This is a genomic window from Yersinia sp. 1252 StPb PI, assembly GCF_048593885.1.
GTDB lineage: Bacteria > Pseudomonadota > Gammaproteobacteria > Enterobacterales > Enterobacteriaceae > Yersinia > Yersinia enterocolitica_E.
Window position 1 is genome coordinate 1 of the sequence record NZ_JAZGQE010000102.1, and the last position, 17119, is coordinate 17119.

Below are 17119 nucleotides of genomic sequence, written 5' to 3' on the forward strand. Positions count from 1 at the left end.
ATTTTTCATCCGAGATTATTCCGCTGGATATTTATTTTAACTCTCGAGGTTAATCCATTGGCTAAATATTTTAAGGACTCACGGCCCTTAATTCTCCTTCAAGATGAAAATAACTATCCAACTGAATTTTATTGATTTTAATTACATTGCTAAGATTTTTTTCCAAACCTGGTCATTAATGGGAATACCATCGCGCTGATTTTCCGCTTTAACGCGAGGGAATTTATGCCCTGGTAGACGAATAGCGACATCAGGGTTATCGCGCTCAGCTTGAGTGACATAATCACAAATGCGTTTTAATTTTTCATCGCGAGTTTTGCCATCAATCAGACGATCGATTTCAATGGCAATAAACACTTGTGAGATACAGAATTCATCTGATTTGTCTTGCGTGACTTCGGCAACGGATAAACCGCCAGAGAGCAGGGTGGCAATCATATCCAGCACAATGGATAAACCAGAACCTTTCCAATAGCCCATTGGCAGAATGCGCCGGTTTTCCTCAATAATGGCCGGATCCCGCGTGAGATTGCCGTCATTATCGAAACCACCATCCACGGGCAATGTATTGCCCGCCAATCGGTTAACTTCCAGCATGCCATAAGAGAACATCGACATAGACATATCGACCATAGTGATGGTTTCACCGGGAACGGCAATGATCAGAGGATTGGTGCCGATACGGCACTCTTTGGCTCCCCACGGCGGCATTACAGCAATTGAGTTTGTCCAGCAGATGCCAATATAACCTTGTTCTGCCGCTTGCCAGCCGTAGGCACCACCGCGCATCCAATGGTTAGCATTGCGCAAGGCCACCACCCCAATACCATGCTGATCCGCTAATACCATGGCACGATCCATCATTTGTTTGGCGGTTAAATTGCCAATAGCCTGATGAGCATCCCATTGCTCGATAGCCCCGAGTGCTAATGCCTTGGTTGGAATAGCATCAGGCACGATATCACCGGCTTCCAATTGTTGAATAAAACGTGGGAATCGATTTACGCCGTGGGAATAAACACCGTATTCAGTGGATTGCGCAAACATCTCGGCACAAGCATCAGCGGTAACTTCACTCACTTTTCGCGCCAATAGTACCCGTTTAAACTCTGCCTTTAACTGCTGGTAACTGACTCTCATTGCGCGCTCCCCTGAATAATTTAAAAATTGAAGTGTATTTTTTTGATGCGCTAAATTTCAATATGCGAAATCACATTTCAAATTAATGCTATACCTCCACAGAAGTGAAGTCAAAGCAGCACCGTAGTTAAATATTATTTAAAAACAATTGGTTATATTGTTTTTAGTCAAAATGTGATCACTACCTCGTTTTGTTGATTATTCAGGCAGTGCAGCGCACAGATACGACGTGGCCGTGCGCAGGATAATCCTGTTTTATTATGGGGTTACGAGGGTAAATGCCGGATGAATTCGGCATGGATAGGGGGCTGGGTTATGGGTTTTTCTCAGCCATAAGTATTCACTCTGATGCGATACAGTGAAGTACCGGCAGTGATATAAAGTTCATCACCGTTCGGTCCGCCGAAAGTGCAATTTGATACCCGCTCAGGAACTGAAATCTTACCCAGTAATGTTGCTTGTGGGGTAAAAACCAGCACACCATCCGCACAACTGCAAAATAGATTGCCCGCATGATCGACACAGAATCCATCAGGGAAGCCCGGTGATATTTCTGCAAAAATACGGCCATCACCCAGTTGTAACCCAATTACGGGGTAAACCCGCAACTGCCGCCGGCCGAGGGTGGGGAAATCGACAATTGACATATCCGCCACATACAGCAGTTGTTCATCTGGCGAAAAAGCCAGCCCGTTTGGGCGCTGTAAGTCACAGGCCGCGATACGTAGTGCGCTATCTTTAGGATCGAAACAGTACAAGTAGCAGCCAATAACCTGACTTTCTGATTTATAGCCCTCGTCGTCGCCGGTAATGCCATAAGGCGGATCGGTAAACCATAAGGTACCGTCTGATTTCACTACAATGTCGTTGGACGAGTTAAAACGCTTGCCGTCGATACGATCAACCAATAGCGTGATATTGCCTTGTATATCAGTCTGGCTGATACCGCGTCGGCCATGCTCACAACTGACAATCGAGCCATTAGCCATACGGGCATTACCATTAGCAAAGTTGGACGGTGACCGGTAGAGGCTGAGTTCGCCGTCGCGACACCAGCGAAACATCCGGTTCCCTTTTACATCACTGAATACCACGGCATTTTCTTGTGGTAACCAGACCGGCCCTTCCGCCCAGATAGCCGGGGAGCATAAACATTCCAGTGGGCTATCGGCGGCCAACACCGCCGATAATTCATCGATACTTGTCTCAGCCAGCGTTAACATGGTCATGGTTGCTGCCTCCGACGGCGTATTTACGCCTGACTTATTTCACGCCCCAAATAGCTTTATAATGACCCTGATAATCGTTCTGTGGGTCAAACATCTGTTTATCACCCCCGTCGCTGCTTATGTTGTCGCGGGTAACCAAATGAGCAGGAGTCACGTAGCCAGAGGGGGGCTGTTTGGCGAATGCACGGTTAAATTCATCCAGTAGTTGCCAGCCATGCAGTTTCAACGGCTCCGGCACCGTAGCTGACTGGCTGTCGCCAGAGCGGATGCGTTGATAGGCAGAAATAGAGCCATCCCCCGCCGAAATATTGTAAGGCGCGTTGTTGCCACCTTTACCCGCCGTTTTCAGGGCAGGGGCCATAAAATCAAAGTAGAGGTCGTTAATTGCTAAAGCGTATTGGAAGTTATCACCGTATTTTTGTAACAGGCTGAAGGTCATTGCTGGCATACGGTTGGCGGTATCTGCCAACGGGGTATCAATAAATTCAATCACCTGGCATCCGGTGCATTTCTCAATGGTTTGTTTCATCACATTGGCTTTGTCCAACGCGATTTGATACAACGAATCAGTGAAAATCAGGACCTTGGCCTGACCTTCTGATTTTGCTACGGCATACAGTGCAGCAATACGGGCTACATCATTGGAGTCGGAGGTAACATTATAAAAAATATTGTAATTCTTCACCGGACCCGGCTCTGGGACGGCATGCCAGGCGGTCAGCACAATACCTTGTGCAATGGCTTTTTTGAGTGGTATTTTCGCGACATTGGGATTCCAACCACCGATAACAATACCGTCAGGTTTTTGTGCAATCGCCTGATTTAATGATGATAACTGATCTTTAACCGAGCCTCCGCCATCAAGCGTTTCCAGCTTCCAGCCAGCGGCTTTGGCCGCTTGTGATAAGCCTTCTTGTACTCCTTGCACGCCGCCGTTTTTCATATCAGAAGCAATAAAAATAATATGCTTATTGGGTTGCAGTGCTGGGCCACTGGTGGGGCCATCCCATTCAGTCACCGTTGATGTGGCCTTACTGACTGCGGCCTTGGCTTCATCAAGATAGCTGTCAGCCCAGCCGGGTAATGCAGTGGCAAATACCGTGGTAAAAAGTAAGCCCTGTAGTATCAAATTGCGTTTCATATTCTGTTCCTTGGTGAGGTTAAGAATTTGTAGCTTTTTTAGTGTTGCCCGGCGTTTGGCTGGGCTTGACGGCTTTTTGATTCAATAATCTGCGCCGTTGGGCATAACCGGCTAAGGTGATGGAAAGCAGCAATGTGGCACCGTTAAACAAGGGTTCAACCCAGAACTCGCCACCGAATTGCTGAATACCTGCAATACCAATTGCCAGAATCGCAATCCCTACTACCGTTCCCCACACATTGACCCGGCCTGGGCGGATGGTAGTACTGCCGAGGAAGGCACCGACCAGTGCCGGTAACAGATAGTCCATACCGACACTGGCCTGGCCAACCCCTTGCTCCGAGGCGATGAGCACACCACTGAATCCTGTCAACACGCTGGAGGTGATAAATGCGCCGACAGTAAAACGGTTGACCGAAATCCCGTTAAGCCGAGCGGCTGCGGGATTCCCACCCACGGCATACATACAGCGGCCAAGCGGGGTATGTTCGGTAATGAGCCACAGCACCACAGCGATAATCAATACATAGAATGCAACAATAGGAATGCCGAATATCTCGGTATGGTGCAGCGCAATAAAAGCATCAGGAAGATCACCGACTATCTGACGGCCACCTGAGTGCCATAACGCGATGGCGTAAAGCACGGTGCCGGAGCCTAAGGTCGCCACAAAGCTATCAATGTCGGCTAATGCCACCAATATGCCGTTTAATAGCCCGTAAAGTGCTGAAATTATCAATACGGTTATGACGGCAGCCTGCCAGGAAAAACCGTATTGCACTTGCAGGGTTATCGCCAGAATGTGCCAGAGCACAATACCGAAACCGACGTTTAAATCGATCTTGCCGACAATCATCGGAATAGTGGCGGCCAGTGCCAGCAAAGCAATTTTTGATTTACTGGACAAAATAGCTTGCAAAGTGAGCATGGAAGCAAACGACGGGGTGGTCAGTGAGAACACCAGCACCAATAAAATACACAATAATAGTAAGCCGTAGCGCGTCATGGCCTGCATGGACCAGGCACCGAAACCGTGTTCACTCAGGCTGACTCGTTGTTCAAGCGCTGTCGATTTTATGGATGTTTTAGACATAACACTCTCCGAAACCTGAGCACCACAATGACACCGCGAGGAGCGATGTAACCATTAGCACAGGTCGCTGTTTTAAACGGATGTAACTTCCCCGGTGCTGGCAGACGCCAACTCCAATAAATTAGCGAACGAGACCTGCTGGTTACGCAGTTCACCAACCACTTCGCCACGGTTAAACACCAATGCCCGATTACAGATATGCGCGATCTCCTCTAAATCATTGGAAATCACCAAAACCGCCACACCTTCTGCTAATGATTTGTTTAATAAGTGATAAATTTCAGCACGTGCACCAACATCCACGCCGGCGGTGGGATCTTCAAGGATCAGTAATGGTGCGCCCAGGTGCATCCAGCGTGCCATAACCACTTTTTGTTGGTTACCGCCGGAAAGGGCGCTGATATCGATATTGACGTCTTTAGGTCGGACATCGAATAACTGCACTTTCCACCAACTTTCCCCCATTTCGCTGCGGGTGCTATAACGGGAAAGTAATTTGTGACCGCTGGCAATTGGGTTAATGAATAGGTTTTCGCGCACCGACATCGACATCACCAGACTTTCACCGGTGCGATCACCGGCCACCAGGGAAACACCTGCTGCCATAGCTTGCTGCGGTGAGGCGGCGGTATAGGGGCGGTCGCGGAAAATAATTTCACCCTGATCACAATGGCGTAAACCAAATAGCAGGCGGCCTAACTCTTCTTGGCCCGCCCCTCTTAGCCCCGCTAGTGCCAGCATTTCGCCTGGTTGCAGGCTGAAAGTAACCGGGCCAATCTCACCTACCACCACCGCGTTAAGCTGTAATACAGGTTTACTGGCTTCAGGTAACGGTTCACGCTGGGAGTCGCCCATGGCTTCACCAACAATCATTTGCACCAGATCACGCAATGAGTAATCGGCGGTATTCCCACCCGCAACATAGCGCCCATCGCGCATCACACACACCCGGTCGGCAATTTCAATCACTTCATCCAAACGATGAGTGACATAAATCATGCCAACATGTTTATCCCTCAGGCGGTTAATCACTTCAAATAAATGGCGGACATCGTTGGCGGGTAGAGAGGCGGTCGGCTCATCCAACACCAGTAGTTCGGCATTAACCGCAACGGCGCGGGCAATGGCCAATAATGACTTTTCAGTGCGCGACAGTTCAAACACGCGCGCATCAGGTGAGAGGTCAATGCCGATATCCTGCAAAGCCCGACTGGCTTGCTGGCGAATAGCGGACCAATTAATCAGACCGAATCGACGCGGAAACCCCATCACCAACGCCATATTTTCGGCAACGGTCATCCAGTCAATTAGCCCTAAATCCTGATGGATAAAAGCAATAGGCTGACGAGTATCACTTTTAATTTCTGCGGCAGAACGTATGTTATTCCCCTGGAACAGGATATCGCCACTGTCCCGTGGGTAGACGCCCGCCAATACTTTGATTAGAGTAGATTTTCCTGCGCCGTTTTCGCCGAGCAATGCCAGTACTTCGCCCGGCATAACATCAAGACTGACATCGTTGACCGCAATATTGCCGCCAAATCCTTTGATGATATGGCGCATCGAGAGAATGGGTTGGCCCAATTCAGTGGTATTCATCAGTGTGACGCCCCTTATCCGGTGAATGTCTTGAGTGAAAGCATTCGCGATTTAGTGGTTATCGAGCATAAACTAGACTTTACATTTCAATATACGAAATCTGATTTCAAAAATCATATGCTGATATCTTCGCTAAAGCAAAAGAAGTGATGAATTAAGTTGCTATAAAAAACAAGCAGTTATTTATTTGTTTATGGAAATGTGACGAACTACGCACTTCTTATGTTGGATAAATGTTGCGAGATACGGCGCCAGGGATGATAACGAAACACTGTTTCGTGCTTCACACAGACTGCGGCTTTGGAGTACCATTTCATGCTAAACAACAAGGATATCGTCTATGGCCCTTACACTCACAGATGACAAGAAAGATAAGCCGTTAGGCAGCCAAAGTCTGTTCCGCGGGCTGCAACTGATTGAGATATTAAGTAATTACCCTAATGGCTGCCCATTGGCGCATCTATCTGAATTGGCCGGGATGAACAAAAGTACCGTTCATCGGTTATTGCAGGGGCTACATACCTGTGGCTATGTCACTCAGGCGCCTTCTCCAGGCAGTTATCGGCTGACAACCAAGTTCATCTCAATTGGCCAAAAAGCACTGTCATCACTGAATATTATCCATGTCGCGGCCCCACATTTAGAACAACTCAATCTTGAACTTGGTGAGACAGTCAATTTTTCAACCCGCGAAGATGACCACGTTATCCTGATTTATAAGTTAGAACCTACCACCGGCATGATGCGCACCCGCGCTTATATCGGGCAGCATATGCCACTGTACTGCTCGGCGATGGGTAAGATATTTATGGCGTACGGTAAAAGTGACTATCCAGATGATTATTGGCAGAGCCATCAGCATGAGATTCAGCCGCTGACGCACAATACCATCACCGAATTACCCAAAATGTACCAGGAACTGGCAGATATTCGTCAAGCAGGGCTGGCGATGGATCGTGAAGAGAATGAGCTAGGTGTATCTTGTGTGGCGGCTCCTGTTTTTGATATTCAGCAACGGGTACCGTACTCCGTTTCAGTTTCCCTGCCCACAGCCAAACTGCAACAGGTGGGGGTAAAAACCCTGATTAAACCTATTCTGGCTACGGCCCAGCGTATTTCGCAGGAATTGGGGTTTGTGACACCGTAACATATAATTTGTCTGTATGGGGTATTCCAGTGGTCGGGATAGCCCTCATCTCAGTTGTTTGTCTTTAGCTATTATCGAAATCCCTAATTCTAAAACAGACACATTTTTTATCAGCAGAACGCGTTTTAGTCATTGGGAGCACGGTATGGTTGGCCCATTTATTAACAGTGCAGGCATTATCCTGGGGGGGATAGTTGGCGTATTACTCGCGCGTCATGTCCCTAAGCGTTTACAGGAAGGGTTACCGGCTACGTTTGCGCTAGCTTCTATCTCCATCGGTATTGTGATGGTGGTAAAAGTACATTTTATGCCAGCGGTTATTTTGGCGTTGATTATCGGGACAGCCGTGGGGGAGTTATTATCCCTTGAGCAAGGGGTAAAATGGGGGGCAAATAAAACCCGTATAATGTTGGAACGAGTTATTCCATCACGCAGTACATTGCCGCCTCAGGAGTTTGCGCAGAGTTTCACCGCGATGATTGTGCTGTTTTGTGCTAGTGGACTGGGCGTTGTCGGTTCGTTGACTGAAGGCATTACTGGTGATTTTCAACTGCTATTTGTCAAAGCGTTAATGGACTTCTTCACCGCGCTGATATTCTCCATCTCGCTCGGTATCGCGCTGGTGGCTATTGCTGTGCCGCAATTGTTGATCCAAATTGCATTGGTTTTGTTGGCTAAACTCATCATGCCGTATATGGATGATATTGCCTTTGCTGATTTTTCCGCCTGCGGTGGGATTATTATGATTGCAGTGGGGTTACGTATTGCACAAATTAAAATATTCGCGGTGGTGAATTTCCTGCCCGCGCTATTGTTTGTGGTACCCATATCCTATTTATGGCGCTACTTGATGGGATAATCTGTGGAGCGGAAAGATGATTTCTAAAACGGTAGGCTTCTCTGCACAGATTTATCATTGAAGCGACCGTTTCAGATTTATTTAGTTGACTGTTTTAATTGGTTATTTTTTTAATTAGCCAATTTTCCGACACAAAAACTTACCCTTAATCACGCCATCAAAAAAACGACCTTTCGAAACCACGGACATAAAATTCTGATGAACGCGCTCCGGGACGCCAAGATATTGATAAATCCCTTGTTCGCGAAATTGTATCTCCAGCATGCGATTTTCAGGATCATAACCAATCGACAGAATTCTGGAAGATGTAACAGGTTGTCGCTGCACTAGTTGACCCTCAGTTGTACGGTATTGATATTATAGTGATCGTAGAGCAGTTTGAGCTTGATAACTTTGTCGGTGATCATTATCACCGTTTGGCTGTAGTATTAATAGATTATTCGCTAGGTATTATTCTATCCGTGACGACCGATTGCGGAGCTACACCCTCTTTATTGGCATTGGGTCGATCACGCCAGGAGCGGATTGAACTGCCATTCTAAATACAAAAACTGGACGTAATTGCCCGGTCTATTCATCACTCTTCTGGAATGCTGGCTTAAGGCTGAAACCAATCATCAGCACTTTCCCATGTTTCTTGTAAAATCTCTTCTACTGCTTTCTTATCATCTGGCGCACCACCTAGAACTGATAGACCATCAGCGCCCGCAAACCTTACTTTCACATCAATATCGTCAAATTTCCTCCCAAGCCGCTTATCCAACTCTTCAGTGAGTGCGTCGGTGTATCCTGCCGGGAATTTATTGATATTAAGCTTATCTATTGTCACTTCGATACGTAGCATGATGTTGCCCTTAACTGTGATAGCCGTTGCTAGTGTGGCTGGTCGTTCCCCGATTCGATGTAGTCTACGCGTTTTTGTCATGCCCTAATCAGTTCTTTAGTCGCAATATGGCAAATTCGCCGAGGGTAACGTCGACAGCAACAGCGCTGAGTGAAGTGACCAATTATCAGATAATTATCACTCTTTAACGGGGCAGGGATGCCTGATAAAGAAATCATTCTGAGTGGATAAACCAATAATGAGGATGTTAGTATGGTTCGTCCGTTATAGCGTCACACCCTATGTGCAAAACAAGTTGTGTACATATGAGTGTATATATCAGGCAAAGTAAAGTCGGATAGCGTTTATAACATATTGATTTTAAATAGTATTAGACTTTTGCATGTGATCTGTCGTGTGGGTCACCACTGTAGATAAGGAATTAGAATGCCCGTTATTACCCTTCCTGACGGCAGTCAGCGTCATTTCGATCACGCCGTTTCTGCTCTCGATGTTGCCTTGGATATCGGCCCTGGTTTGGCAAAAGCCTGTATTGCTGGTCGAGTTAATGGCGAACTGGTCGATGCCAGAGACTTGATCGAATCTGATGCCCAACTGGCTATTATCACCACCAAAGATGCTGAAGGTCTGGAGATTCTCCGCCACTCTTGTGCACACTTATTGGGGCACGCAATCAAGCAACTTTGGCCTGATACCAAAATGGCCATCGGCCCGGTTATCGACAACGGTTTCTATTACGATGTAGATATCGACCGCACCTTGACGCAGGAAGATCTGGATCTGCTGGAGAAGCGGATGCATGAACTTGCCGATAAAGATTACGATGTAATCAAGAAGAAAGTCAGTTGGCAAGAAGCCCGCGACACTTTTGCTGCTCGTGGTGAAGATTATAAAGTGGCGATTCTCGATGAGAATATTAGCCGCGATGATCATCCTGGTTTGTATCACCATGAAGAATACGTTGATATGTGCCGTGGCCCGCACGTACCGAATATGCGTTTCTGCCATCACTTTAAATTGCAGAAAACATCCGGTGCTTATTGGCGTGGCGATAGCAAAAATAAAATGCTGCAACGTATTTATGGCACGGCTTGGGGTGATAAGAAGCAACTAAATGCTTATCTGCAACGTCTGGAAGAAGCGGGCAAACGCGACCATCGTAAGATTGGTAAGCAATTGGACCTTTACCACATGCAGGAAGAAGCACCAGGTATGGTGTTCTGGCATAACGACGGTTGGACTATCTTCCGTGAACTGGAAACTTTTGTGCGGACCAAGCTCAAAGAGTACCAGTATCAGGAAGTGAAAGGGCCGTTTATGATGGACCGCGTACTGTGGGAAAAGACCGGACATTGGGAAAACTATGCTGAGCATATGTTCACCACATCGTCTGAAAACCGCGAGTATTGCATCAAACCAATGAACTGCCCAGGGCACGTGCAGATTTTCAACCAAGGGTTGAAATCATACCGTGACTTGCCGTTGCGTATGGCTGAGTTCGGTAGCTGCCACCGTAATGAGCCTTCAGGCGCACTGCATGGTTTAATGCGTGTCCGTGGTTTCACTCAGGATGATGCACACATTTTCTGTACCGAAGAGCAGGTTCGCGATGAAGTGAATAGCTGTATCAAGATGGTGTACGACATGTACAGCACTTTTGGCTTCGAGAAAATCGTGGTTAAGCTGTCTACCCGCCCTGAAAAACGGATTGGGAGTGATGATCTGTGGACCCGTGCCGAAGATGATTTGGCCGCTGCGCTGACTGAAAATGGTATTCCATTTGATTATCAGCCGGGTGAGGGAGCGTTTTACGGTCCGAAAATTGAGTTTACCTTGCATGATTGTTTGGATCGCGCGTGGCAGTGTGGTACCGTACAGCTCGATTTCTCATTACCGGGCCGCTTAAGTGCGTCTTACATCGGCGAAAATAACGATCGTCAGGTGCCAGTAATGATTCACCGGGCTATTTTGGGGTCAATGGAGCGCTTCATCGGTATTTTAACCGAAGAATATGCAGGCTTCTTCCCAACGTGGTTAGCTCCGGTACAAGTCGTGGTGATGAATATCACCGATAGTCAGTCTGATTATGTCCAACAAGTGACCAAAAAACTGCAAGATGCAGGGATTAGGGCAAAAGCGGACTTGAGAAATGAGAAGATTGGCTTTAAAATTCGTGAACATACGTTGCGTCGGGTTCCATATATGTTGGTCTGTGGCGATAAAGAGGTCGAATCAGGCAAAATTGCCGTTCGTACCCGCCGTGGTAAAGACTTAGGAAGCTTGGACGTCAACGTGGTCGTAGACCAGCTGCTAGCAGAAATTCGCAGCCGTAGTCTTCATCAACTGGAGGAATAAAGTATTAAAGGCGGAAAACGAGTTCAACCGGCGCGTCCTAATCGCATCAACAAAGAGATTCGCGCCACAGAAGTTCGCTTAACAGGCGTCGATGGTGAGCAGATTGGCATTGTCAGTCTGAATGAAGCTCTTGAAAAAGCTGAGGAAGCTGGTGTTGATTTAGTAGAAATCAGTCCGAATGCCGAGCCGCCGGTTTGCCGAATCATGGATTACGGCAAATTCCTCTATGAGAAGAGCAAGTCGACAAAAGAACAGAAGAAGAAGCAAAAAGTCATACAGGTCAAGGAAATCAAATTCCGTCCTGGTACCGATGATGGCGACTATCAGGTCAAACTACGCAACCTGATTCGCTTTCTGGAAGATGGCGATAAAGCCAAAATCACCCTGCGATTCCGTGGGCGTGAAATGGCGCACCAGCAGATCGGCATGGAAGTCCTTAACCGTGTCAAAAAAGATCTGACTGAAGATTCTGATTTGGCTGTCGTGGAGTCTTTCCCGACTCGTATCGAAGGCCGTCAGATGATCATGGTGCTCGCACCTAAGAAGAGACAGTAAGGCACTCAAGTAATAGGCCTCTTTCTGCTTGCAGAGTAGGGGTCTGTTCGCCTAGCTAGCTCGTTGTAATTAACAATGCGAAGTGGATATATTCAATGCCAAAAATTAAGACAGTACGCGGCGCCGCTAAGCGCTTTAAAAAAACCGGTGCCGGTGGTTTTAAGCGTAAGCATGCCAACCTGCGTCATATTTTGACCAAAAAAGCTACTAAGCGTAAACGTCATTTACGTCCAAAAGGCATGGTATCTAAGAACGATCTAGGTTTGGTCGTAGCATGTCTGCCATACGCATAAGTAATTTTGGTTTGAATTAAGACGATAGGAGAAGTAAATGGCTCGCGTAAAACGTGGTGTGGTAGCTCGTGCACGTCACAAAAAAATATTAAAGCAGGCGAAAGGTTACTACGGTGCCCGTTCGCGCGTTTATCGTGTTGCTTTCCAGGCAGTAATCAAGGCAGGCCAATACGCCTACCGTGACCGCCGTCAACGGAAGCGTCAATTCCGCCAACTGTGGATTGCACGTATCAACGCAGCTGCTCGTCAGAATGGTCTGTCTTACAGCCGTTTCATCAATGGTCTGAAAAAGGCTTCTGTTGAGATCGACCGTAAGATCCTGGCTGACATCGCAGTATTCGATAAAGTGGCATTCTCTGCACTGGTCGAAAAAGCGAAAGTAGCTCTGGCGTAAGTCAGAATTGAAGAGGGAGCTTGTCTCCCTCTTTTAATCTTTATCTTCTTGGTAAGAAGGTTTTTTGTATGATACACGCAGTTAATTTTCGCTTCTTTTTTTACTTTAGCGCCTGATTTCAGGAGGCTTGCGCGTAAGAATAGAAACGAAAAATAGCGCCTAAGCCTCCCATCGTGGAGGCTTTTTTGTTTTTACTCTACGGCACTTACCGTGACTAGAGTGCAGATATCACTAATAGTGATATCTTGCTGATTTTGTGTAAAAAATTTATTTCAGTTATCGGGGTTTAACTCATTATATATATCCAAAGTTATTGGAGTTGCAGGTAGGCAGCAAGCGAGTAAATCCCGATGAGCTTACATAGGTAAGTGATTCGGGTGAGTGAGCGTAGCTAACACCCCAGCAGCTTCAAGAACAAAGGATATAACTACAAGCGGGCCATACTGGCCAGAGGAAGAGAGAACAATGCCACATCTCGCAGAGCTGGTTGCCAAAGCTAAAGCAGCCGTAGAAGATGCCCAAGATGTTGCCGCGTTGGATTTGGTACGCGTCGAATATCTAGGTAAAAAAGGCCATTTGACCCTTCAAATGACATCACTGCGCGAGCTGCCAGCTGAAGAGCGTCCGGCAGCGGGGGCCGTTATTAATCAGGCCAAGCAGGAAGTACAAGAAGCGCTTAATGCACGCAAGGACAAGCTGGAATCAGCGGTCATGAATGCCCGATTGGCAGCCGAAACCATTGATGTCTCTCTACCGGGGCGTCGTATGGAAAATGGTGGGTTGCATCCGGTTACCCGCACTATCGATCGTATCGAAACGTTCTTTGGTGAGTTGGGCTTTTCCGTTGAGTCTGGCCCGGAAATTGAAGATGACTATCATAACTTCGATGCATTGAATATTCCGGCTCATCACCCAGCGCGTGCTGACCACGACACCTTCTGGTTTGATGCTACCCGGTTGCTGCGCACGCAGACCTCGGGCGTACAAATTCGCACCATGAAAACCCAGCAGCCACCTATTCGAATTATCGTGCCGGGCCGTGTGTATCGTAATGATTACGACCAAACGCACACTCCAATGTTCCATCAAATGGAAGGGCTGATTGTTGACCGTGATATCAGCTTCACCAATTTGAAAGGCACCTTGCATGACTTCTTGCGTAATTTCTTCGAAGAAGATTTGCAAATTCGTTTCCGCCCTTCCTATTTTCCGTTTACCGAACCGTCCGCTGAAGTGGATGTGATGGGTAAAAATGGTAAATGGCTTGAAGTGCTTGGTTGCGGCATGGTGCATCCAAATGTATTGCGAAACGTCGGTATTGATCCTGATATTTATTCAGGTTTTGCATTCGGTATGGGGATGGAACGCTTAACTATGTTGCGTTACGGCGTCACCGATTTGCGGGCATTCTTCGAAAATGATCTGCGTTTCCTCAAACAGTTTAAGTAAGGCGGGAATATCTCATGAAATTCAGTGAACTTTGGTTACGCGAATGGGTAAACCCAGCCATTAGTAGTGATGACCTGGCCCATCAAATCACTATGGCCGGTTTAGAAGTTGATGGTGTAGATGCGGTTGCGGGCGAATTCAATGGTGTCGTTGTCGGTCATGTTGTCGAATGTGGCCAACATCCCAACGCCGATAAACTGCGGGTGACCAAAATTGATGTAGGCGGTGACCGCTTATTGGATATCGTGTGTGGTGCACCGAACTGTCGTCAGGGCTTGAAAGTCGCTGTTGCGACTGTTGGTGCTGTGCTGCCGGGCGATTTCAAAATCAAAGCTGCCAAACTGCGTGGTGAACCATCAGAAGGCATGCTGTGCTCTTTCTCTGAGCTGGCTATTTCAGAAGATAGTGACGGTATTATTGAACTGCCTGCTGATGCGCCTATTGGTGTCGATCTGCGTGAATATCTGCATCTGGACGATAAAACCATTGAAATCAGTGTGACACCAAACCGTGCCGATTGCTTGGGCATTATTGGTGTCGCGCGCGATGTGGCGGTTGTGAATCAATTGCCATTAATCGAACCGGATATGAGTCCTGTTGCGGCTTCCATTTCAGATACATTCCCAATTCATGTAGAAGCTCCGCAGGCTTGTCCGCGCTATCTGGGCCGAGTAGTTAAAGGGATTAACGTTAAGGCTGCAACACCATTGTGGATGCGAGAGAAACTGCGCCGCTGTGGTATTCGTTCGATTGATCCGGTGGTAGACGTTACTAACTTTGTGTTGCTGGAGTTAGGCCAGCCAATGCATGCGTTTGACCTGGACCGTATTGAAGGCGGGATTATTGTTCGCCTGGCGGCTGAAGGTGAAGAATTAACACTGCTGGATGGCACAAAAGCCAAATTGAATGCAGATACGCTGGTCATTGCTGATCAGCATAAGCCGTTGGCGATGGCCGGTATCTTTGGTGGTGAACATTCAGGTGTTAACGAAGCAACCCGCAATGTCTTGCTGGAATCCGCTTTCTTCAATCCATTATCAATTACTGGTCGTGCGCGTCGCCACGGTTTGCATACCGATGCATCTCACCGCTATGAGCGTGGTGTCGACCCTGCGTTACAGCATAAAGCGATTGAGCGTGCGACACGTCTGCTAATTGATATCTGTGGTGGTGAAGCGGGGCCGGTAATTGACGTGACCGCGGCCGCAGAATTACCAAAATGCGCCACCATCACGCTACACCGTGAGAAATTGGATCGGTTGATTGGTCATCATGTCCCTTCACCGCAGGTGAGTGACATTCTGCGCCGGCTCGGTTGTCAGGTGACTGAACTCGGTTCTGATTGGCGGGCAGTAGCGCCAAGCTGGCGTTTCGATATGGAAATCGAAGAAGATCTGGTGGAAGAAGTTGCCCGCATCTACGGTTATAACAATATCCCGGATGTGCCTATCAAAGCTGATTTGGTGATGACCAAACATCGCGAAGCTGATTTATCATTGAAGCGTGTAAAAACCGCTTTAGTCGATCGCGGCTATCAGGAAGCAATTACTTACAGTTTTGTTGACCCGAAAGTACAAGCACTTCTGCACCCACAGCAAGACGCATTAATTTTGCCAAGCCCTATCTCGATTGAGATGTCTGCGATGCGCTTATCATTGTTGACAGGTTTACTGTCAGCAGTGGTTTATAACCAGAATCGCCAGCAATCTCGCTTGCGTTTATTTGAAAGTGGGTTACGCTTTGTACCTGATAGTACAGCAGCTCTCGGGGTTAGACAGGATGTAATGCTAGCCGGTGTCATTGCTGGCCACCGTTTTGAAGAGCATTGGGATCTGGCGCGTCAGCCAATCGACTTCTATGATTTGAAAGGTGATCTGGAAGCAATTCTGGAACTTACCGGCAAATTATCTGATGTTCAGTTCCGTGCACAAGCACATCCTGCACTGCATCCAGGGCAGAGTGCGGCAATTTATTTAGCAGGGGAACACATTGGTTTCATTGGTGTAGTTCATCCTGAGTTGGAACGTAAGCTGAGTCTAAATGGTCGGACTGTGGTGTTTGAAGTGCAGTGGAACAAGCTCGCAGACCGCGCTGTGCCTCAGGCCAGCGAGATTTCACGCTTCCCAGCAAACCGTCGTGACATCGCCGTTGTGGTGGCCGAAAACGTCCCCGCAGAAGATATTTTGGCGGAGTGTAAGAAAGTTGGCGCAAATCAGGTAGTTGGCGTAAACTTGTTTGATGTGTACCGTGGCAAGGGCGTAGCAGAGGGCTATAAGAGTCTGGCTATTAGTCTGGTGTTGCAGGATACCGCACGTACACTGGAAGAAGAGGAGATCGCCGCTACCGTTGCAAGATGTGTAGAGGCGTTAAAACAGCGATTCCAAGCATCCTTGAGGGATTGAACCTATGGCGCTTACTAAAGCTGAAATGTCAGAACATCTGTTTGAAAAGCTAGGGCTTAGCAAACGTGATGCCAAAGATCTGGTTGAGTTATTCTTTGAGGAAGTACGTCGTGCTCTCGAGAATGGCGAACAGGTCAAACTGTCTGGCTTTGGCAATTTTGATCTGCGAGACAAGAACCAACGTCCGGGCCGTAATCCGAAGACGGGTGAGGACATTCCTATTACGGCGCGCCGTGTGGTGACTTTCCGTCCAGGGCAAAAGCTAAAAAGCCGGGTAGAGAGTGCTACTCCAAAAGAGTAAGTATTTCCCCAAACAAAAGGCCGCGCAAGCGGCCTTTTTCTTGCCTGTACCTCATTGAGAAACATCGATTTTATTTTATAAGTGCCCACATCATGACCGCAGGTTGGGGCCATTTCCCTTTATTTGTATTTCTACCTTAGCCTTAAGGTGGGATCACTGAAACCAATGGGGTTGATTGGCAATGAAATTTTCAGCATTTAGTTTGTCTAGTCTACAACCGTTGCCAAAGCATTAATCTAGAGTAGGATTTGTCATGTTTCTGCTAATGTTCGGTGGAGTGGCACCATTCATTCTATAACATTTTTTTTAATTAAATTG

General features: G+C 47.4%; 16 protein-coding genes and 1 other annotated feature. Of the genes, 9 read left to right on the forward strand and 7 right to left on the reverse strand.

The annotated features are described in order from the left end of the window. Positions 1-141 precede the first annotated feature (141 nt). The 5 genes from yiaK to V2A85_RS14905 form a co-directional block, all read right to left on the reverse strand. Entirely contained in the window at positions 142-1140 is a 999-nt protein-coding gene (gene yiaK / locus V2A85_RS14885; RefSeq protein WP_420071738.1) for a 3-dehydro-L-gulonate 2-dehydrogenase, read from the reverse strand. Between the two features lie 326 nt (positions 1141-1466). Then, the gene (locus V2A85_RS14890; RefSeq protein ID WP_420071739.1) at positions 1467-2369 is read right to left on the reverse strand and encodes an SMP-30/gluconolactonase/LRE family protein; all 903 of its coding nucleotides are present in this window, start codon (positions 2367-2369) and stop codon (positions 1467-1469) included. Between the two features lie 34 nt (positions 2370-2403). Beyond that, positions 2404-3510 (reverse strand): substrate-binding domain-containing protein, encoded by a 1107-nt coding sequence (locus V2A85_RS14895; RefSeq protein WP_420071740.1) that lies wholly within the window; start codon positions 3508-3510, stop codon positions 2404-2406. A 19-nt stretch (positions 3511-3529) separates the two neighbouring features. Further along, positions 3530-4603: an ABC transporter permease gene (locus V2A85_RS14900; RefSeq protein ID WP_372559151.1), complete on the reverse strand. Its 1074-nt coding sequence runs from the start codon at positions 4601-4603 to the stop codon at positions 3530-3532. A gap of 72 nt (positions 4604-4675) precedes the next feature. Then, positions 4676-6202 carry a sugar ABC transporter ATP-binding protein gene (locus V2A85_RS14905; protein ID WP_420071741.1) on the reverse strand — a complete coding sequence of 509 codons (1527 nt, stop codon included), beginning with the start codon at positions 6200-6202 and terminating at the stop codon, positions 4676-4678. A gap of 340 nt (positions 6203-6542) precedes the next feature. On the opposite strand from V2A85_RS14905, the gene V2A85_RS14910 reads away from it, so the two are divergent. After that, positions 6543-7349: an IclR family transcriptional regulator gene (locus V2A85_RS14910; protein WP_372559149.1), complete on the forward strand. Its 807-nt coding sequence runs from the start codon at positions 6543-6545 to the stop codon at positions 7347-7349. 145 nt (positions 7350-7494) lie between these two features. Beyond that, complete coding sequence (locus V2A85_RS14915; RefSeq protein ID WP_083163605.1) at positions 7495-8208, forward strand: DUF554 domain-containing protein; 714 nt, start codon at positions 7495-7497, stop codon at positions 8206-8208. Positions 8209-8322: 114 nt separating this feature from the next. Here the strand turns inward: V2A85_RS14915 and V2A85_RS14920 are convergent, their stop codons facing one another. Together V2A85_RS14920 and V2A85_RS14925 are read right to left on the reverse strand one after the other, a co-directional pair. Further along, the gene (locus V2A85_RS14920) at positions 8323-8535 is read right to left on the reverse strand and encodes a KTSC domain-containing protein (protein WP_005161573.1); all 213 of its coding nucleotides are present in this window, start codon (positions 8533-8535) and stop codon (positions 8323-8325) included. Positions 8536-8806: 271 nt separating this feature from the next. Continuing rightward, positions 8807-9052 carry a DinI-like family protein gene (locus tag V2A85_RS14925; protein WP_372559148.1) on the reverse strand — a complete coding sequence of 82 codons (246 nt, stop codon included), beginning with the start codon at positions 9050-9052 and terminating at the stop codon, positions 8807-8809. A 426-nt stretch (positions 9053-9478) separates the two neighbouring features. Between V2A85_RS14925 and thrS the strand changes: the two genes are divergently transcribed. The 7 genes from thrS to ihfA all read left to right on the forward strand — a co-directional run bounded on the left by thrS (position 9479) and on the right by ihfA (position 16801). After that, positions 9479-11407, forward strand: coding sequence for a threonine--tRNA ligase (gene thrS / locus V2A85_RS14930; RefSeq protein WP_083158695.1), 1929 nt, complete (start codon positions 9479-9481; stop codon positions 11405-11407). A gap of 3 nt (positions 11408-11410) precedes the next feature. Next, entirely contained in the window at positions 11411-11962 is a 552-nt protein-coding gene (infC, locus tag V2A85_RS14935; protein WP_011816226.1) for a translation initiation factor IF-3, read from the forward strand. A gap of 95 nt (positions 11963-12057) precedes the next feature. After that, positions 12058-12255, forward strand: a complete 198-nt coding sequence (rpmI, locus tag V2A85_RS14940; RefSeq protein ID WP_004713020.1) for a 50S ribosomal protein L35 — start codon at positions 12058-12060, stop codon at positions 12253-12255. Between the two features lie 37 nt (positions 12256-12292). Next, entirely contained in the window at positions 12293-12649 is a 357-nt protein-coding gene (rplT, locus tag V2A85_RS14945) for a 50S ribosomal protein L20 (RefSeq protein ID WP_004706556.1), read from the forward strand. A gap of 67 nt (positions 12650-12716) precedes the next feature. After that, positions 12717-12839: a sequence feature (Phe leader region), on the forward strand. 275 nt (positions 12840-13114) lie between these two features. Beyond that, positions 13115-14098 (forward strand): phenylalanine--tRNA ligase subunit alpha, encoded by a 984-nt coding sequence (gene pheS, locus V2A85_RS14950; protein WP_083158696.1) that lies wholly within the window; start codon positions 13115-13117, stop codon positions 14096-14098. 14 nt (positions 14099-14112) lie between these two features. After that, entirely contained in the window at positions 14113-16500 is a 2388-nt protein-coding gene (gene pheT / locus V2A85_RS14955; RefSeq protein ID WP_420071742.1) for a phenylalanine--tRNA ligase subunit beta, read from the forward strand. A gap of 4 nt (positions 16501-16504) precedes the next feature. Further along, entirely contained in the window at positions 16505-16801 is a 297-nt protein-coding gene (ihfA, locus tag V2A85_RS14960; RefSeq protein ID WP_002211830.1) for an integration host factor subunit alpha, read from the forward strand. Positions 16802-17119 lie beyond the last annotated feature (318 nt).